The organism is Salicibibacter halophilus, assembly GCF_006740705.1.
In the GTDB taxonomy this organism is placed as follows: Bacteria; Bacillota; Bacilli; order Bacillales; family Marinococcaceae; genus Salicibibacter; species Salicibibacter halophilus.
On the sequence record NZ_CP035485.1, the window covers coordinates 830,631 to 851,033 of the forward strand.

At 40.6% G+C, this 20,403-nt stretch carries 17 protein-coding genes; 4 read left to right on the forward strand and 13 right to left on the reverse strand.

Annotated elements, in window-relative coordinates:
• Window positions 1–14: 14 nt before the first annotated feature.
• Both EPH95_RS04065 and EPH95_RS04070 read right to left on the reverse strand, forming a co-directional pair.
• On the reverse strand, window positions 15–1,052 hold the full coding sequence (locus EPH95_RS04065) for an NAD-dependent epimerase (RefSeq protein WP_142087584.1): 1,038 nt from the start codon (window positions 1,050–1,052) through the stop codon (window positions 15–17).
• Window positions 1,053–2,198, reverse strand: a complete 1,146-nt coding sequence (locus tag EPH95_RS04070; RefSeq protein ID WP_142087586.1) for a glycosyltransferase family 4 protein — start codon at window positions 2,196–2,198, stop codon at window positions 1,053–1,055.
• A 287-nt stretch (window positions 2,199–2,485) separates the two neighbouring features.
• Here EPH95_RS04070 and EPH95_RS04075 point away from each other — a divergent pair, with 287 nt between their 5' ends.
• Window positions 2,486–4,231, forward strand: coding sequence for an IS1634 family transposase (locus EPH95_RS04075; RefSeq protein WP_142087587.1), 1,746 nt, complete (start codon window positions 2,486–2,488; stop codon window positions 4,229–4,231).
• A gap of 127 nt (window positions 4,232–4,358) precedes the next feature.
• Here the strand turns inward: EPH95_RS04075 and EPH95_RS04080 are convergent, their stop codons facing one another.
• The 3 genes from EPH95_RS04080 to EPH95_RS04090 form a co-directional block, all read right to left on the reverse strand.
• Window positions 4,359–5,609 carry an O-antigen ligase family protein gene (locus EPH95_RS04080; protein WP_227004041.1) on the reverse strand — a complete coding sequence of 417 codons (1,251 nt, stop codon included), beginning with the start codon at window positions 5,607–5,609 and terminating at the stop codon, window positions 4,359–4,361.
• Between the two features lie 140 nt (window positions 5,610–5,749).
• Entirely contained in the window at window positions 5,750–6,757 is a 1,008-nt protein-coding gene (locus EPH95_RS04085) for a glycosyltransferase family 2 protein (RefSeq protein WP_142087590.1), read from the reverse strand.
• Between the two features lie 12 nt (window positions 6,758–6,769).
• Entirely contained in the window at window positions 6,770–7,873 is a 1,104-nt protein-coding gene (locus EPH95_RS04090) for a glycosyltransferase (RefSeq protein WP_142087591.1), read from the reverse strand.
• A gap of 364 nt (window positions 7,874–8,237) precedes the next feature.
• Here EPH95_RS04090 and EPH95_RS04095 point away from each other — a divergent pair, with 364 nt between their 5' ends.
• Window positions 8,238–9,554, forward strand: coding sequence for an IS1380 family transposase (locus EPH95_RS04095; protein ID WP_142087593.1), 1,317 nt, complete (start codon window positions 8,238–8,240; stop codon window positions 9,552–9,554).
• Between the two features lie 263 nt (window positions 9,555–9,817).
• Here the strand turns inward: EPH95_RS04095 and EPH95_RS04100 are convergent, their stop codons facing one another.
• From EPH95_RS04100 to EPH95_RS04135, 8 genes are all read right to left on the reverse strand, one after another.
• Window positions 9,818–11,029 carry a glycosyltransferase family protein gene (locus tag EPH95_RS04100; protein ID WP_142087595.1) on the reverse strand — a complete coding sequence of 404 codons (1,212 nt, stop codon included), beginning with the start codon at window positions 11,027–11,029 and terminating at the stop codon, window positions 9,818–9,820.
• Between the two features lie 71 nt (window positions 11,030–11,100).
• A complete protein-coding gene (locus tag EPH95_RS04105) occupies window positions 11,101–12,414 on the reverse strand; it encodes a flippase (protein WP_142087597.1) in 1,314 nt (437 codons plus the stop codon).
• Between the two features lie 9 nt (window positions 12,415–12,423).
• Window positions 12,424–13,782: a UDP-N-acetylglucosamine 1-carboxyvinyltransferase gene (locus EPH95_RS04110; protein WP_227004042.1), complete on the reverse strand. Its 1,359-nt coding sequence runs from the start codon at window positions 13,780–13,782 to the stop codon at window positions 12,424–12,426.
• 5 nt (window positions 13,783–13,787) lie between these two features.
• The gene (gene murB, locus EPH95_RS04115) at window positions 13,788–14,666 is read right to left on the reverse strand and encodes a UDP-N-acetylmuramate dehydrogenase (protein WP_142087599.1); all 879 of its coding nucleotides are present in this window, start codon (window positions 14,664–14,666) and stop codon (window positions 13,788–13,790) included.
• Between the two features lie 20 nt (window positions 14,667–14,686).
• The gene (locus tag EPH95_RS04120) at window positions 14,687–16,498 is read right to left on the reverse strand and encodes a polysaccharide biosynthesis protein (RefSeq protein ID WP_142087601.1); all 1,812 of its coding nucleotides are present in this window, start codon (window positions 16,496–16,498) and stop codon (window positions 14,687–14,689) included.
• A gap of 18 nt (window positions 16,499–16,516) precedes the next feature.
• A complete protein-coding gene (locus tag EPH95_RS04125) occupies window positions 16,517–17,290 on the reverse strand; it encodes a tyrosine-protein phosphatase (protein ID WP_142087604.1) in 774 nt (257 codons plus the stop codon).
• 55 nt (window positions 17,291–17,345) lie between these two features.
• Window positions 17,346–18,038, reverse strand: coding sequence for a CpsD/CapB family tyrosine-protein kinase (locus EPH95_RS04130; RefSeq protein ID WP_319592819.1), 693 nt, complete (start codon window positions 18,036–18,038; stop codon window positions 17,346–17,348).
• Entirely contained in the window at window positions 18,007–18,759 is a 753-nt protein-coding gene (locus EPH95_RS04135; protein ID WP_142087606.1) for a YveK family protein, read from the reverse strand. Before EPH95_RS04135 ends, EPH95_RS04130 begins: the two co-directional genes overlap by 32 nt.
• Window positions 18,760–18,880: 121 nt before the next feature.
• Here EPH95_RS04135 and EPH95_RS04140 point away from each other — a divergent pair, with 121 nt between their 5' ends.
• The gene (locus EPH95_RS04140; protein ID WP_142087608.1) at window positions 18,881–19,786 is read left to right on the forward strand and encodes an LCP family glycopolymer transferase; all 906 of its coding nucleotides are present in this window, start codon (window positions 18,881–18,883) and stop codon (window positions 19,784–19,786) included.
• 294 nt (window positions 19,787–20,080) lie between these two features.
• Window positions 20,081–20,347: a hypothetical protein gene (locus EPH95_RS04145; protein WP_142087610.1), complete on the forward strand. Its 267-nt coding sequence runs from the start codon at window positions 20,081–20,083 to the stop codon at window positions 20,345–20,347.
• Window positions 20,348–20,403: the final 56 nt, after the last annotated feature.

The window sequence follows — 20,403 nt, forward strand, 5'->3', positions numbered from 1 at the left end:
CTTTTTTCTCTTTTTTATGGTTCATTCACTAAAGATCCAACCAATCTATTTGCGTTATATTCCTTATACCAATCTACGAATGCCCCTATGCCTTCATCAATTGATGTGCTTGGGCTGAACCCAGTTGCCACCTGCAAACTCTCAATATCTGCGTATGTTGCTTCTACATCTCCAGGCTGCATCGGTAAAAACTCTAAGTACGCTTCTTTCCCTACATGTTTTTCAATTGTGCGGATAAAATCCATGAGCTTCACCGGTTGATTGTTTCCGATATTATAAACTTTATACGGAGCATAGCTTTCACTAGGATCAGGATTGCTTTTGTCAAAATCCGGGTTGCCTTCTGGTCTATAATCGAGCAAGCGAACCATGCCTTCAACAATGTCATCGATGTAAGTAAAATCACGCATCATCTCACCATTGTTGAAAACCTTAATCGGGTTGCCCTCCATTATGTTCTTTGTAAACGAATAATAAGCCATATCCGGTCTTCCCCAAGGCCCATATACGGTGAAAAAGCGTAGGCCAGTTGTGGGAACGCTATATAGATGACTGTAAGAATGTGCGAGTAATTCATTGGCCTTTTTCGTTGCTGCATATAAACTAACGGGATGATTAACTTCGTCCGATGTTGAAAAAGGCATATTCTGATTGGCTCCATATACAGAGCTTGATGATGCATAAATCAGATGTTCAATTTCATGATGGCGGCAAGATTCAAGTATGTTTGTAAACCCTACAAGATTAGCATCTACATAAGCTTGAGGATTTTCCAGACTATAACGCACGCCAGCTTGAGCGGCAAGATTGACGACATGCGTAAACTTTTCTTCATGGAATAATGCCTTGAGCATCTCTCGATCAGCCAAATCACCTTGAACAAAACTAAAATCCTCATATTGCTTCAATACATCGATACGATTATATTTAAGTTGTGGTTGATAATAATCATTAAGGTTGTCCAATCCAATAACTATAAATTCGTTTTCCAGCAGCCTTTTTGCAAAGTGCATACCTATAAATCCAGCTACACCTGTAATTAAGACCTTCATCTAACTGCCCTCCTTCAACAGTTCCCTATAAATTGTGTCCATTCGTTTTGCAACTTGCTGCTCAGTAAACTCTTCCTCGATTATCATTCTACCGTACCTGCCGTATTCTTTTCTTAATTTATCATCAGAGATTATTTGATAAATGCTCTGAGCAAGATGTTCAACATCGCCTAACGGTACGAGAAAACCACTCTCATTATTTGCTACAAGTTCTCTAGTCCCTAAGGCATCACTAGCTATTACTGGCTTAGAAAATGCCATTGATTCCATTATAAAGCGGGGAACCCCTTCTTTTTTGGAGGTCAATACACTGATATCGGCCATCTTTATAAAATCATATATATTAGACTTACGTCCAATAAGAATAACATTTTCTTCTAGATTCATAGTAAGCAACAAACTCTTCAATCTCTCTTTTTCTGGTCCATCCCCTGCAACCAAACAAACAAAATTATCGTTATAAATTTGTTTCACTCGTTCCAAAGCACGGAATAAAAATTCATGATTCTTAACTTTTTCGAGACGCGCTCCTATTAAAAGTACGGCTTTGTTTCCAGGGATATTGTATTCCTTTTTTAAATCAATAATCGCCTCTTGATTTATGGCTTGATATATATGGTCAAGCTGAGGTAAATCAACCCCATTACCTTCGTAATAGACAGGGAGGCGTTTATTTAATGCTTGTACCGCACTTATATCTTCATAATTTTGTGATGTTATCGCATGACAAAAACGGGAACCTATTTTCTCCAACGTTCTATACAGGTAATATTTCTTTTTACCCTGACCTTCATAAAAAGGTAAACCATGGCTCGTATGAATAACGAGAGGAACTTTAGCTATCTTGGCTGCTATCCTCCCAATGATTCCCGCCTTTGAAGTATGTGTGTGAACAATATCATATTTTTCAGCTTTCAATCTTTTTGCCAATGTAAATATAGACTTTATGTCTTTCGTAAGTTCAATTGACCGGCTGATCGGCGTAAAATAATATGGAATATTATAGGAATCACTAAATGAAGGATTTAAACCGTTATCGTCAGAATAAATATGAACTATATAATTGTACTTTTGTAATTCTTGTAGTTTATCCATTAAAATTTTATGGCTTGATGCAACCGTACATATATGGGCTACGCGTTTCATACTATTCTACCTTCCGATTAGTTGAATTTCTAGTTAGAGCTGTAGATTTTACAGTACGTTTTATATTATTCATCTAATTTACCTAATATCCTTCTATTTTTTATCTTTCCTAAAACTAAACCACTTATTAACAAGAAGAAGGTCATTAATTGTGTAGAATAAAAGTATTCTCCAGTAAACATGGATCCCATATTTCGCGCCCGTTTAAGCGTCAAATTTAATTTTTGCAGGAATTTGGCCTTCTTGTATCAAAGTGTAGAAGGAAGCCAGATTTTGAGGTGATTCCTGTGACTGAATCCATGGAAGGTATATCGGGCTTTCAAACGGTGCGTCTCGGCTCCACTCCCGTGATTCGCCAATTGATTGAAGAAGCTGGATTGGTCGAACGTATCGATAGACTTTCTCCCGTCAAAAAGGAAGATTGCCAAGTGTCCGTGGGCACACGGATCGCCGCTTTGATCATCAACCAATTGTCTGATCGTAAGCCCCTCTTCAAGGTCGAAGCATTCTATGAAAACCAAGATGTTGAATTGCTGTTCGGCCCAGGCGTCACTGCGAGTGATTTCAATGATGATGCGCTGGGACGGGCCTTAGATGCCCTTTATAACGCCGGGCTTGAAGAGATTTGTATGCACAGCATTCAAGGGGTGCAATCCTGCGTCAACCTTACGTGGGAAGGGCTGCACGCTGATACCACGTCCTTTGTATATACAGGTGCACCCAAAAACGACCCCGATGATGAGGCGTTATTAAAAATCGTCCATGGCCACACCAAAGATCATCGCCCGGATGCTCCGCAGATTAAATTCGGGTTGACGACATCACCGGAGGGCATCCCCGTCTATGCCGACGTCTTAAACGGCAATCAGGATGATAAAACATGGAACGCGAAAGTCATGAAAGCTCTGAGACAATGGTACGAGCCGGATCAGTTGGCCCAAGCGATTTTTATCGCGGACAGCGCACTGGTCACCGAAGACAATTTAAAAATGGTCCAAGGCAAAGGGGATCAGCCAGATTTTCAGTTTTTATCCCGGTTGCCGGAAAATTTTAAAGTGGCCAAAACACTGAAAGAAAAAGCCTTGAAGGACGATGAAAATGAATGGGAAGATATTGGCCACTTTGTCAACCGCAAAGGGGCGGCTTCTTATCACACCTATCCCGCCAAAGAGAAACTGCACGGAAACCCCTACCGGTTTCTGGTTGTTCAATCCGATCAAATGGATGGTCGGAAGAAAAAGAAGATCGACAACCAACTCAAAAATGAAAAGCAAAGCTGTCGCAAAGAGCAAAAAGAGCTGGAAAGCCGGGACTTTGCTTGTGAGGCCGATGCCGAAGCTGCGCTTGCCGACTTTCTCAAGCACCATCACAAAGGGTATCATACGTTTGAAGGCACCGTGGTCCGTGAAGAGGTGCCCGGCAAACGCGAGAAACGCGGGCGTCCCAAAAAAGGGGAACCGCCGCCTCCGCCGGTCACCGTCTATCGTGCCCAATTAGAGCTGCAATCCCCGTCGGAAGAGACCCTCGAACAGCTTCGCAAAGAAGCGTCCATCTTTATCCTGGTCACCAATGCGGGCAACGACACGGCCTCCGACGTGGACCTATTGAAAGGCTATAAAGGCCAACAAACCGTGGAAAATCGCTTCCGGTTTCTCAAGGATCCGTTTTTTGTCCGACGGCTTTTCTTGGAAAAACCCCGCCGTGTCGAAGCTTTTGCTTATGTGATGATGATGAGTATGATGATTTATTCCCTGTTCGAATACCTCATTCGCACAAGCATGGAAACAGATGACGAGCCCCTGAATTTGATGGGGGGCGGTGGCCGTCGAAGCATTCGCCCGACGGGCGAAGCTGTCTTAGAACTGCTGGATACCGTCGATATTATTCACATGGAGATCGACGGTCAACTCCGACGGTTGTTTCCGGATAATCATGAGCCGCAATTGGACCGCATCCTCAGTTTGTTAGGGATGGATCGGAGCGTTTATACGACACCGTTTAGCTCAAAAGCTGTCGAAATCAATAGCCAGTAATCATAGCTCGGGCATTCCTTTGCTCGTTTGATGTCGAATGACGAGGGAATGGCTCAACATTTGTCTTGTGCATATTATTCAAAGGCATTCATTCCCTGAACGGCATGTCCATACCAACCAAAAGAAATTACCTGGATGTTGCCCTCGCGAAATCTGGGATGGATATTAGAAAAACGACGATACATCCAATAAATCCAATGCAGTAACTTTTATTCAATCTATCTTCTGATTTCATTACCCCAATAATGGTGTTAAAAAATAATGAGGTGAAGAAAACTATAAATATCAAACCACCAAGTACCCCAAACTGTGCAAGTAGTAAAATAAACGAGTTGTGAGGAGATAATTCAATTGAGTTTGCAAAACCTATTCCGATAAGCGGGTTATTAATAAAGTGTTCTAGACCTATATTCCATAAATCGATTCTAGATTGTGCAGCAGCGACCTGAGAAATATCGTTGGATTGAATGGCCAAGTTTAATTCTTGAAGCCTGATGTTATTAAATTCTAATTGATCATATATTAAATAGAAAGCTCCTACTGTAATCAATGGAAATGTTAGGTGTTGAATCACACTTCTATTATATAACACAAATAGAATATAAATAACTAATAAACTAAGTATAAAAGAAATAATTGCAGTTCTAGACCCTGATAGAATTATACCTGTGCTTCCGCATAATAATATTATTACAGAAAATAGATTCTTTTTTTGAATTCCAAAATAAGACAACAATAAGACTGTCCACATTCCAAGGAATACTCCAAACCAGTTAGGGTTATATAATGTACCAAAAACTCTTGGATTGCTACTAGATATATCTCTAAGACCGGTTTCAGTATAGATATAAGATATTAAATTGTTTACATTAGCAGGATTAAAATATTGTAAGGTAGCAATGGCAAGAGAAATAAAACCACCAATTAGAAGATATTTTATAAACTTGCCTATAGACACATACCTACTAACAATATAGGCAAAATAAAAAATCACTATATAATATATTAGTTTAAATAGTTCGGCTAAGTCTATGAGTGAAGCTTCATAACTTTGATCAAAAGTTGAGAAGTAAGTAGATATAACTGCTAAAAATACCAAAAGAATTAACATAAATAATGACAACGGCAGGCTCATTTGTTTTAGATATGTTTTTTTGGTTCTAAATATAATGAAGGCAAATAAAATGATTCCTAGACCAAAGCTTATGATATCAAACACTCTCACTGCCGTACCCTCACCCAGAATCTGCGTAGGTGACGGTCTTATAATAGCAAAGATCAAAAAAAATAAAAACAGGAAAGAAGCTACACTTTGATAGTTAAGACTGAAAACTTTCATAGGACACTCCGAATGTGTTTTAAATGGTATTATTTTCACGAGAAAAAGATTAATGGGGATGCTTCTTTCATTTAATGGGTGAATTCGTATTTAAAAATGATAAGGCCAAGGGCTCAACCTCCACCCCAACAAGACAACAAACAATATTATTACAAGTATTTACCTAATTCAATTATTCCTTAGGGAGTATGCGGAAATTGATTATGATCATCTACTTCTACCCTGTAATAAACAGGTTTATTTACAAAGAAGCCTACCATTGACTGTATTACTAGCAGCTTACTTATAATAAAGTTTTTTAGATTGTTATTCATCATTAAAAAAATAAACATGCTGATTTGTATTATCATTACAAAGAACACGAAATTGACATTAAACACTGCTAATATCAGTAGAATCAAGCTTATGAAATCAAATATAATAGGTATTGCATTACGTGATAAAAATCTATGCTTAAGTAATTCTAAAAGAGTTTTTTCTTGTAGAGAGGTTCTAACAACTTGTCCTATAGAAATAGATCTTTTTGAGAATAAACTTTTCACTTTTGATATCTTATCTATATACGTATCATGATGAGTTATCATTGGAACAGGAGTTTCAAGTATTTTATATTGATATTTTTTTAATCTGATATACAATTCTGGTTCTTCATTTGCGTATAAGTTTGTCTTGTATCCATTAACACTTAAATATGCCTCCTTACTAATCAACAGTGCCCCTCCAAAATGAAATGCTTGTCGTAAATGGGTGATGCCATAGGTATTTTTTTTTGTTTTAATTAAAATACCGTTACTATACACCTTATCTTCACGCAAGCCGATAATACCGTATACCTCCTTTTCATCTATTAGGGGAATAGTTTTTTTTAGAAATTCTGGTTTTAAAACCATGTCTCCATCCAAAAATAGAATTAAGTTACCACAGGCTGCATTTGCTCCTATTGACCTGCTCAACCCTGCATTATAGTGCGTAGATTCCTTTATGTTTAATATTTGTAAATTTAATTTTTCTTTGTACTTCCCTGCTATTTCTCTAGTTTTATCATCAGAATTTGAATCAACCAATATTACTTCATATATATATGAATTCTTTTCAGGTAGAAGGCTTAATAAACAATCCTCAATATTTTGATCTTCATTTTTGGTAATAATTATAACTGATACGATTTCTTTATTACCCTTAAACATTTTTATCTCGTCCTATCCCCTTAAAAATACTTCTTCATATTGCCTAACAATTTTACTTACTCCAAAAGCTTTTACTCTCTCCTCTCCCACTTCCACAATTTTACATGACTTCTTATGAGAGTACGACTTTAACTTTTCCATTTTAGCAGTCAACTCTTTTATGTCACCTACAGGTACAAGCTCCCCATATTCGCCGTTATTCAACACCTCTGAAGGGCCTGAATTGCAGTTTGTTGCTATAACCATTGTCCCACAAGCTAATGCTTCAGCTATAACATGGCTAAACCCTTCATGCTTTGATGAAAGTACGAATACATCACTACTATAAATATATTTATAAGGATTAGAAACAAAGCCAAGAAATTGGACTTTTTTAGATATACCTAAATCATTAGCCAGATTTTTTAATTGGCTTTCTAATGGCCCAGCACCTAGCAACAGCAACTCAGATTTTTCATGGTTTTTCTGAAACTGATGGAAAGCCTTAATCAAAGTCGCCTGATCTTTTTGTTCTACCAACCTACCTACGGAAATAAATCTAAAGATATCTTCTTTTTTTTTATCACTTTCAATTAAATCCTCATTAGCCATCCTCTTTATATTCTCTTGATCAATTGGATTATATATAACCTCTATTTTTTTTCTTGGTGCTTTATAAATATCTATTAAATTCTGTTGTACCCCTTTTGATAATGAAATGACAGTTTTAGCTTTTTTATAAGAAATACCATATATTTTTAGACGCAGATTGTAGCTAAACTTCCCCTTTAAATGATCAGCTTCTCTGACAACAACGTCAACACCAGATAATGAAAGGATGCTTGCAATTATGGAAGTGAAGTTAATGTGTGGCTTTGTACTAAAGATTAAATCAGGCTTCTCTTTTTTTATAAGCTTTGCTAACGGTATCAGGGCACCCCTCAGTCTTGTTGATGGTAATTTAATATGTCTAATATCTTCTTCTAAGAAGCTCTCATAATCACCAACATTATTTAAGGTTACTAAAGTTGGAATGAAAGAATTTCTGTCTATATTATTAATTATGTTAAGGAAGGTACGTTCCGCTCCTCCCACACCCATTTCTGAAATAAAGAAAAAGATGTTTCTTTTTTTCATGCTTAAGACCCCTCACCATTTTTTTCTGATCCCGCACCATTTGTAGTATAAGTCGGGTATTTTCACATAATATAATTGAATAGCGATATACAAACAATAATGACTACTTAAATCTGTATCTATAACCTAGCCGTTTCTCTATCTTTTATGCATAAATCATTAATAATATGTGTGATAATTAATCATACACTTTTAAATGTCAGATCCATATCCTGAACTATTCATAGAAATTCCAAAGTGACTTACGAAACCCTTGGCTATCAAGGCAATAACCTGAATTAAGTATTCATCAAATAAATGAAAAAAGAATCCGTTTCTGTTAGTGTTAAATTAGACCAAAATAACCACAGAAAGGATTCTTCTAATGGCTACTTTACCGCAAATAACCCTGGATTTCAATCGCAAAGTGAAGATGTCGAATGACGGTGGTGATCTTTCCTCTGATACAGGTGAGATCTTATTTCGAGAGTTCGATGAAAAACTTGGGTTTTTCCATACGCTGGATAAAAACCTGCATCTGAAAGACGAGAGACTGTACCACCTTCATTCGAATGAGCAACTGCTTCGCCAAAAGCTTTATCAGATAATTGCCGGCTATGATGAAGATGATGCGGCGGATCAATTAACGGATGATCCCGTGTTTAGGCAAATCGTTGGAACGGATGCGTTAGCTTCTCAGCCCAGTTTATCCCGATTCTTTGCCCGGTTTGACACCGAATCTATTGATCAATTAAATCAAGCCAATCAAGCGCTTTTAGACAAAGTCCATCAAGTGAGAGGCTCAAAGAGCCTTATCTTTGATTTGGACTCCACGCATGCCAATACATACGGTGAACAAGAATCAACCGATTACAATGCGCATTATGGCACCGTCGGCTATCATCCTCTCGTTGCTTTCGATGGGATCACCGGTGATTTTATGAAGGCTCAACTCCGACCAGGCAACGTCTATACATCTAATGGGGTTGTGGATTTTGTAAAGCCCCTGATCACCCATTACAATGAAATGTTTCCGGAAACGATCCCATTTCTGCGTGGGGACAGTGGCTTTGCGGTTCCAGAGCTGTACAAGTTATGTGAAGACGAATCCGTCTATTACGTGATTCGTTTGAAATCCAACGCCAACCTGCAACGACTAGCCGATGAACTGCATCCGGCAACGCCGCCATCTGACGTTACACAAACCGAATGCTATTATGAGGAAACCGAGTACCAAGCGAAATCATGGGCCAAGCCCCGAAAAGTCATTATTCAATCGGTTCGTCCTGCCGGCGAAATGTTTTTCACGCATGCATTCTTTGCCACAAACCTATTCGATGCCTTCGCTCCCAAGGATATCGTCCGTTCCTATCAAAAAAGAGGAACAATGGAGAATTATATTAAGGAAGCCAAAAATGGTTTTGACTTGGATCGAATGAGCAGCCATTCGTTTCAGGCCAACGAAGCCAGGATGATGTTCAGCTTGTTAGCGTACAATTTAACGAACTGGCTGCGCACGCTTTGTTTTCCGGAAGAACAAAAACGCATGCAAATCCAAACCATACGATCGAAGGTCATTAAAGTGGCAAGCAAATTGGTGAAATCAGGGCGTTCGCTTTATTTCAAATTATCTTCAAGCTTTGTCTATGAAACCTTTTTCTGGAATGTGCTCAATCGTATTCAAAGGCTAAGACTAGAGTGACATGTGATCGCTCCTCTTTTTTAAAAAGCCATTTCAAGACAAAGGGAGACGTATGTCCCAAAAAGGGCATTTTTCAGCGCTTGACGCTATACTTCGTCACAATGCTAATCATCACACCTCATTTTTTTAACCAAACCGAAAAATCGTTAGCTTGGATGTTCGTTCACGCTTTTACTTGGAGGTATGAATAATTCAGGAATATATAAGACTTAAAAAAAACACGAGTAGCTTTTTAAATATACTACTTTCATATATTAAACTTGTCATTTAACTTTTATTTGGTTTTTCAACTTATTTATAACTAGGTTTAAGTACAAGTAACTTGATACCGAAATATATTTTAATAAGGCTCGGAAAAATACAGGTGTTTTGGTTTGTTTATCTTTTTCATTTAGGTTTTTATTAATTATTGATATAATCTTTTCCTCTGCATAGTTGATATCATAAGTCTTTATAACAAACTCCTGATTATATTTTAATTCTTCTGTATTGATTGTTTTTGTTTTAATCATATTAACTAATGTAACTAAATGGTGCACCGTAAAACTTTGCTTTATATTTCGACCGGAAAAGTTATAGAGGCTGAATTCCTCTATATTATTCTTATTTACAATACCATGATCATGAGAATTGTTTATTATAGTTACTCTTTTATTATATATTGCATCGATCGCACCTCTACCCTGACTAATTACTATATGTGAGGATCCTATAAATTCATTTACATTAGATACAAAACCCCTTAAATAAATAAATTTATTGTCAAATCCGCTATGAATTTTGTTTACTATACTGGATATTTCACTATAATTAGAACCATCACCAAGAATGTTTATGATTATATTTCTAGAACCAACTTTTTTCGCAACTTCTTCTAATAACGAGACCGTGGATAGAACCGATTTTAATTTATCATCGTCAAGCCTTGATATAATCAAAATTTGGACTGTATTCACTGGTTCAATATATAAATCTCTTGTTTCAACTGGAAAGTTCATTCTATTTGCTACTACTTCGATAAGGCCAGGATTATACCCATAGTTTATTAAGTCTTTTTTGTTTTCTTCACTAAATGCTAAGATTCTTTTATTTTTTAATAACTTCGGTAAATATCTAGGTACAACACCTCCAGGTTGAATATATAGCGACTTAACACCGGTTATATTTTCAACTATTGAACCATATACACAATTTATAGGGGTTACGTTTATTAATAAATTTGGTTTATCATAGGTGACACTTTTTAAAAAGAACATAAAATTTTTAAATGATTTATAAGGTGATTTGATTTTATATTTTTTCATATCTATGGTTTTTACACCATTATCATCATAAATATACTCTTGCTGTTCCATAAATTCACCAAAAGCTTTAACTTCGTCAACTGAATAATTTTTTCTGATAATATTTATATACTGCAGAATGGATAAAGGTGCTCCACCACTGAACCGAGCGTTTTTAACAAATATATTCATTATTAGACTCCAAAATTTTTACATGATATAGAACTGTCAGGGGTTAACATATTAATGAAAAACCGATCTATCTATGTCCAACGTTTTTTTAATTTCTTTACGATATTTATAACGTCCACAAGATCTGCTCTCTTCAAAAAGAGAGTATCTCGAAATTGTATACTTTCTTTTTTTATATAAGCAATTAAAAAACATACACTCCCAATTATATAAGTAACGGTTGATGTGATCGCTGCACCAATATACCCATATTGTGGTATAAACATAAAGTTTAATATAACATTCAAAATGAACACTGCCAAAAAAATCCAAAATGAATACAGTGGGTAGCCCCTGGCTGCCATATCCGGATGTAAAATTTTCACAATCACCATAGCCAAAACGCCTGGGAGTAAGAAACGAATTACAGAACCTGCTTCAAAAAAAGCATCACCATAAACAATAGTTACTGCTAATGGTGCCATCAACCAAAAAAACAAGCAGAATATAAGTAACGCATTGAAACTAAATCTAAGTAATTTAATCGCTCGATTTGAAGCACTTTCAGCATCTTTGGAATTTGCACTTCTCGAGAATAATACCAATGCAATTGCTGCAGGTAACTGCCAAATTAATTCAGATAGCGTCACCCCTACGGAGTAAATACCTACCTGTTCAGCGTCCGTCATGTGCTCAAGAAAGATAATATCTACTCTATAATTAAGTGTTAAAATAAATAATGCTAGTGCAAACGTGATCCCTCTAGAAAAGAGTAGCATTAACAATTTTGTGTTGAAAGCGAAGCGTACCGGGGAGATTTGTTTAATAACAGAGATTGAATAGATAACTACACTAAACGCTACCAATAAATGTACAAGTGCGGCCCCATAAACCCCTAGATCTAACAAGGCTACTAGTATAATTACTCCGCTTAGATTAATTGCGAACTTAACGATTTCACTTACGTTAATGCTTCCAATTTTTTGATTCCCCTGTAAAACGCCCCTGAAATATTTAAACAATAAATTTAAAGGAATCGTCATAAGGGCAATACTGATTAAGCCCCAACCGTAATTTTGAGCTGAACCAAAGCTATAATAAATTGCTGCAACTGAAAGAGTCAATAAAGATGTTATTACCCATAATGATAACAACGATGATAGAATTTCTTTTGTAGAATAGTAACCTCTTCCGATGTAAAAGGCAGAGGCTTGACGAATCCCTAAATCCGCGGCAGTCATTAATATGTTTGGTACTACAAATATTGCTGTAACGATTCCCTTTCCTTCTGGCCCTAATAATCTAGCCAGAATAATAGAAACAATGAAGCTCCCAAACAGCACTATGATTTTTGTTCCGAAAGTTATTATCACGTCATATGCTGTACTTTTTGTTTTGTTTTTCATTATACATCTTTACTTTCGTTGTACATTTCCACCTAATGTTTGGATCAACTCAGGAAGATCACTGTATCCTCTTTCAATTTGATAAACATTTGTAATTTCACTTATTCCGTTTGCAGCAAGGGATGCTAGAACAACAGCTGCGCCCCCTCGTATATCAGTAGCTATTAAATTTAATACTCCTATAAGTGGGGGGGACTCATTTATGATTGCAATCTGGCCTTTTGCTCCATTAACACACGTGAAATCACCGTTTTCAATTTTTGTTTTCGCACCTAGTTTGTTTAGTTCTTCACAATATAAAAATCGACCATCTAATATCATTTCTTTAATTTTACTTGTACCGTTCGCGCGGAGCATAATAGCTGCATGGAGTGGCTGAATGTCTGTATGAAAACCGGGATAGGCTTTTGTTTCTATATTTACTGGCTTTATTTTATTATTTCCGTCCACGAACAGGCCATTTTCTTTTTGTTGTATAATTAATCCTGCTTTTCGCCATGTCGCTACTTCTGTTTCTAGTACAGTTGCGTTACCACCGATGATTGTTCCATTTCCTTTAGTAACAGCAATAGCTGCTATCATTGTTGATACAATAATTCGGTCACTCATCACTTGATGGGAGGTTCCGTTTAATTTGTTTACACCTATAATTTCTAAAGTACTCTCATCTTTCCAATTAAAGATTGCACCCATTTGTTCCAAAAGATGGATAACATCTAAAACTTCAGGGTTTTTTGCAGCATTTTTTAAAGTTGTTATTTTACCGCTACAGAGCACACTGGCAAATATTACATTTAATGTAGCCCCAAAGGATGGATAATAAAATTCAATTTCAGTATGATCTACGTCGTCGTTAAGATCAGGGATCACTCTTATTCCCTCTCCACTTTCAATAACATCATGGCCCATATTTTCTAATGCTAGTACATGCAGATCATGCTTACGTTCACCAATTTCGCACCCTCCAGCTAATGGTAAATATAAGGAGCAATCCTTTGTGACACTTCCTCCCAACAGCAACAAAGAATGACGAATTTTACTTGCTATGTTGGGATCCAATTCCGATGAACGCCAACCTTCACCATTTAGAGTTAACGTATTCTCATCCTTAATCTCAATTTTCACTCCCACTTCCCTTAATAAAGCTAATAGATTATTTACGTCATTAAGTTCTAGTGGTACATTTTTTAATTCTACTGTTTCATCTGATAGAGAGGCTGCAACCAATGCTGGAAGTGCTGCGTTTTTTGCACCCTGTACAACTACTTCACCTTTAAGCGGTTTCCCGCCTTTAATTACGTAAGAGTTTGTTGCTTTTGGATGTTTTTTTAATAGTAACTTTGTAGAATTGCTCTGCAAAAGCCCCACCCCTTTTATAAAATAATAACTTCAGGTTCCATGGCTACGCCTAATTTCTGTTTGACTTCGTCATACATTAATTGCATCAACTCATTAATATCTTTTGATGATGCACCACCTTTATTTATAATCCAATTCCCATGCTCGTCACTGATTTTCGCTTGACCAATTTGGATCCCTTTTAATCCAACTTGCTCTACTAATTGCCCAGGATAAGGTCCGCCCGGAGGACTTTTAAATGTGCTACCAGCAGTTGCGACTTGTAATGGAAATTTCTCTTTACGAATGCCGATCGCTTTCTTTGCTTTGGTAAATGTCTCTTTTTTATTCAATCCATATGTTAATTTTAGTCGACAACCGATAATGATGCGTTTGTTGTTTATTTGAAAATCGCTCTTTCGAAAGTGCATTCCTAACTCGTCTACTTTATCTTCTACAATACTATTATTTTCGTCTATGTATATAACAGAGAGAAGGACATCCTTCATTTCACTGCCAATACAACCCGCATTCATTGCAATTGCTCCACCGATTGTACCGGGAATCCCAGCAAAGAAATCAAATCCATCTATATTTTCTCTTGATAAATCGATAGATAGCTTAGGCAAAGGCGCACCCGCTTCAGCGTAAATATAACCTTCTTCATAATTAATTTCATAATTTGTTAAGGCACGACTCAAATTTACAATAACCCCAAGGTAATCTTCATCATTGAAAAGAACATTGGAGCCACGTCCTAAAATAAAATATGGACAGTTATTGCGATCACTAAAAGCTTTGGCCTCGATAACTTCATTTATATTTTGGGGTGTCATCATAAAGAGTGCAGTGCCGCCAACTCTCCATGTATTCAAAGAAGTAAGAGGGACTTGCTCTTCAACTTTTACTTTCATTACTCTCGTCCCCTTTGGAATCAATTAGCAGCACGGACTTTGGAAGATTCTTGTTTGAAATCATTGCTCACTTCTATTAGTTGAGCAACCAAAGAATCATGATTGATATATTTTATTACTTCTTTAGCAGGCTCGTAGTTACCATTCTTTGTTTTCCCCACATATATCTTCGGATGCACCTGCGCTTCATGCACTTCCTCATCCCCGAGCAGCTCCTCATACATCTTTTCCCCGGGGCGCATGCCCATGTAATCAATTCCGATCTCGTCTACCTTATACCCGGACAATCGGATTAAGTTCTTCGCCAGATCGACGATCCGTACCGGTTCGCCCATGTCGAGGACGAAGATTTCTCCGCCGTCCGCGAGGGCGCCTGCCTGAATGACGAGTCTTGATGCTTCCGGGATCGTCATGAAATAGCGGGTCATTTCCGGGTGCGTGACCGTGACCGGACCGCCGGCTTCAATTTGTTTTTTAAACAACGGAATCACGCTGCCACGGCTGCCGAGGACATTGCCAAAGCGGACGGCGACGAAGCGGGTGGCGCTTCTTCGATTCAAGTCTTGGACGACCATTTCCGCGATCCGTTTTGTTGCGCCCATAACGCTCGTTGGATTAACGGCTTTGTCGCTCGAGATCATGACGAAGGTGTTGACGCCGCAGGCGTCTGCGGCGTCGGCGACGTTGCGAGTACCGATGACATTGTTTTTCACCGCTTCCTGCGGGTTTTTCTCCATGAGCGGCACGTGTTTATGCGCGGCGGCGTGATAGACGACGTCGGGCGCGTATGTATCCATGACTGTCTGCATACGTTCTCCGTCCTGAATATCGGCGATTTCGGTGTCAAAAGTGATGTGTGTGTAGGTGTTTTTTAACTCCGTATGAATATCATAAATGCTGTTCTCGCCGTGGCCAAGCAGGATCACTTCCGACGGGTCGAACTTGCACAGCTGACGGCAAAGTTCCGAACCGATCGAGCCGCCGGCGCCGGTGATGAGCACGATTTTGCCCGTGATCGTGTCGGCAATGCCTTCGGTATCCAGCTCTACCGGATCACGGCCGAGCAAGTCTTCCACTTGCACGTCGCGGAACTGCGTGACTTCGAGCTTTCCACTCAAAATGTCTTCCAGAAGCGGCATGATCTGCGTCTTCACGCCCGTTTCCGTGCATCTTTCATAGATTCGTTGCAGATCGCAACGCGCTAAAGAAGGAATCGCGATCAGTATTTGCTCCACCCGAAAGTCCTCCGCGACCGCTTGCATCTCCTCTACCGTTCCGGCAACCGGCACATTCATCATTTCCAGATGTTGTTTTGACACATCATCATCGACGAAAGCCACCGGTTCCAGTTCCGATTCCGGACTTCCTTGCAATTGCCGAGCCACCATCGTCCCCGCGGCGCCGGCCCCGACGATCAAGGTTCGCGTCCGATTCTTTTTCGGTTTTCGATAATGGTCCCGATACATCCGCCACGCGAAACGCGTGCCGCCGATGAGTAAAATATGTAACATCCAGGTTACGACAAGCGCGCGTGTGGAGAGCATGCCAAACACGGCCACTTGAAAAAGGCCCGCCACGAGGAGCGACATCGTCACCGCGTAAAAAATGCGCAGCAACTCATTCGTACTCGCGTAACTCCACGCGCCTTTATACAGCTTGAAGATGTACGCAAACACGTGGTGGGCGATGACAAGTACAATGGCTGTCGACACTAACAGCCCATCCCAAAGACTGCTGATGTTATAGAGCAAGAACGCCCCGATGAAAATCGCGCTCAACACGATCAAACTGTCCACCGTCATGACCACGAGCATACGCTTTTTGTACGTCATCCGCCTCACCTTTCTTCGTTACCGAAAGAACCCAAAAAGCTTTTTCTTTTTCTTGATTCGCTCGGGCTCGTCCATCATCAAGGAGTGATTGTTGATTAATAAATCCGCGTTTTGTTGGAAAAATAAAGCGGTATTCGTCCCGTACTGCTTTTCCATCTCTGCATAGGCTTGCCGCAAACGATTCGGCCGCTTCTTCGTCCCATGGGTGTCGGAAGCAACGAAATGGGTCAAGTTATGATCGATAAGTTGGCCGCTAAATTTCTTAATTGTTTTTCCAAAATCTCCGACGAAACTCCCGGCGGTAATTTGTGTCGCGACGCCGCCTTTCACTTTTTCGTACAGCCACCCGTGATTTGCCAAAATTTGGACATTACGCTCCGGGTGTACAATAATCGGCACCACTTCTTGCTGCAGCAGTTCATAAAGCACTTGATCTGCATAACGCGGCACATCGCTGCTCGAAAATTCAACGAAAACGTAACGCCCGCCGTCCCCAAGCGTGCAAATGTCTCCGTCCATTAATCCTGCGACGATATCGCCATGGATGCGCGGTTCCTGCCCGGGTAAAACCATGATCGGCAGCCGTTCGTCCACGATCGCGTCGTTCAATCGTTGCGTTTCTTTCAGGATGTCTTTTTTTCCGTTGGTATAATGCCCGTTTTTATGATGCGGGGTTGCAATCATATGCGTGATGCCGTCGTTGACTGCTTGCCTTGCCATTTCCAGGCTTTCTTGCATATGAGGGGAACCGTCATCCAAACCTGGCAGAATATGACTATGTATGTCGATCATTGCAACCTCCTGCTTTCCTCTTCCATGGTAACATAGCCCTAGGAAATTTCAACAATTAATCTCCATAATAATACATATAATTGCTATTTTTACGTTCTTGTCGATTGAGCACGGCTCCGAGCATTTTTGCGTTCGTTTGTTTGAGCAGATCGGTGGCTTTGCGGGCCTCTTCCTTTTCCGTTTCGCCGCTTGCCACGACGAGCAGGACTCCATCGCTCATTCCGGCAACGATTTGCGCATCAGTGACGGCAAGGACGGGCGGAGTGTCGATAACGATATAGTCATAAAGGGTGCGCGCTTCTTGAATAATATCTTTCATTTTCTGCGAACCAAGCAATTCCGAAGGGTTCGGCGGGATCGGACCGCAGGTGACGACATCGAGGGCTTCATTGCCCGTCGTTTCGATCACGTCTTGCAAATCGCGTTGCCCGGTCATTACATTCGTGATTCCGGTGTGATTCGCGAGGTAAAACATATATTGCATCGTCGGTTTACGCATGTCCGCGTCGATGAGCAATACTTTTTCGTTTTGTTGCGCGATCGTCTCGGCCAGGTTTGCGTTCACGGTCGTTTTCCCTTCCTCCGGGCCGGATGAGGTGGTCATGATCGCTTGCATGTCTTGATCGACGGACGCGTATTGAATGTTCGTCCGAATCGTGCGGAATTGCTCCGACACCGGAGAACGAGGATTTTCCCGGACGATCAGGCTGCGCCGTTTATTTTGCTTGCGTCGCTTTTTGAGCATCATACACCCTCCTTTGCTCGGATTGCGGTGTCCGCTGTGCGTCCGAAGCCTCTATCTCGGGAATCGATCCGAGGGAAACAAGCCCGAGTTCTTTTTCCAAGTCTTCTTCATTTTTAATCGTATTGTCGAGAAATTCGAGCAGAAACGCGAGACCAACCGCTGCCATCAGCCCGACAACGAACGCGATCGCCATGTTCAAGGTCGGCTGCGGCGAAACCGGCGACGTCACTTGCCCAAGATCCGGGCTCGCGAGGATGCTGACATTGTCAATGTTCATGATCGTCTCGACTTCTTCCTGGAACACATTCGCGACCGTATTGACGAGCGTGACCGCCGCGCGCGGATCAGGGTCCGTCACCGACACCGTCACTACTTGTGATTCCCCTTCCGGTTGCACATCCACTTGGGATGACAGCTGAGAATAGGAGCGGTCAATTCCCGTTCGTTCAATCACCAAATCGAGAATCGCCGGGCTTTGAATAATAACGCTATATGTATTAATGAGTTCTACGTTCGTATCAATATCCCCGACTTCCAGCGAATCTTGCTGCTCTTGCTCCCCTTGATTGACGAGCAGCTGCGTCGTCGCCTCATATTGCGGCGTCATGATAAAAAAACTGATGATCGCGCTCAAGATGACAGCGCCCAGCGTGATGCTTGTGATCATGCGCCAGCGTTTTTTCAACGTTTCAAAGATTTCTTTTAAGCTGATCGTTTCTTCCATGGTGCCCTCCTGACACGAATAATGTGTATTGTTGTCCTTTTTTCATTCTTTTTATTATACAACAATCTTTTATATGGTACCATTGTACAAGTAAAGATTCAAAAAGGAGATACTATCCCACATGAAAAAATTTCTGATTACGATTGGCATTCTTATCTCTCTTATCGTATTAGTCGTCGGAGGCTTCGCCCTCTATCTTTATTTATCCGTCACATCAACCGCGGACGAGATGCATTCGCCGCTGGAACGGGAACATTCCGACTTGCGCGTGGATGCGCAAAATCTCGAGGATGAAGAACCGGTTTCTTTTTTACTCCTCGGGGTTGACTCGGAAGATCAAACATCCGGCCGTACCGACACGATGATCGTCCTCACCGTCAACCCGGAAGATGAATCCATAAAAATGGTCAGCATCCCCCGGGACACGCGCACGGAAATCGTCGGGCAAGGAACGGAAGATAAAATCAACCACGCTCACGCGTTCGGCGGCACGGAAATGGCGATGGACACCGTGGAAAACTTCCTCGACGTGCCGATTGACTATGTGGCCACCATCAACATGGACGGCTTCGAAGAAATGGTCGACGCCGTCGGCGGCGTAACCGTGGACAATGACTTTGAATTTGAGGAAGGCGGGCATCATTTCGCGGAAGGTCAAGTAGAGTTGAATGGTGACGAAGCGTTGTCCTTCGTGCGCATGCGCTCCGAAGACCCGCAAGGCGACGCCGGCCGCACCGAGCGCCAGCGCGAAGTGATTGAAGGAATGCTCGACGAAGGCGCCCAATTCTCGTCGCTCGCGAACATCGGCTCGATTCTGGATTCCGTCGGATCGAATGTAAAGGTGAGCGCCGATTCCAGTGAAATGGCCGATCTGCTCGGGTATGAATCCGCAAGGCACGACATCGATCAGCTGGAGTTAAGCGGCGAAGGTACACGGATTGAAGGGATCTATTACGAGATCATCGACGAAGGCGAGCGTGCAGAAGTAACGAACGATCTGAGAGAGCATTTGGAGTTGGAAGACTAGTGGAGTGAGGCCGCCCGGCAGGGCGGTTTTTTTGCGTGGGGCGGGGGCGGCGGGGCAAAGTGCCAGATTATTTGCCGAAACTGCCAGATTATCGCTCCAAAGTGCCAGATTATGCCCGAAAAGTGCCAGATTACGGTGGAAAACTGCCAGATTAACCGGGGAAAGCACCAGATCAAGCAAATGGCTGATAAAACCTTTGATTCGGCTGATATAGTGGTGTTTTTGGCTGATATAATGGGCCTACTGTGTTATAATAAGTATAATAAAAAAACGAAATTTTTGAGGTGATGATTAGTGGATGCATTAAGCAAAAATGTGAAAGAAGAGCTCGCGAATGCCTTAAATGATAAAGATTCAGCGATGTTTGTTACCGATGGAAAACTCTTCTCTTTGGAAGTACATGATATGCCTTCCATGGAAGAGATACCCAATGACTTGGCACAAGAAATCGAAGAATATTCGGAATTAAAGAAATCACTGCAACGTTATCTTGATAATCCGGATATGCAGCGCTACACCGCAAAAGAGTTAAGGGAATCGCGATATGACCACAGAGGATAACGTGGGTATTAGGGGTAGCGATCTTTTGACGTAAGAGGGTTCTGGTACTTAGTACA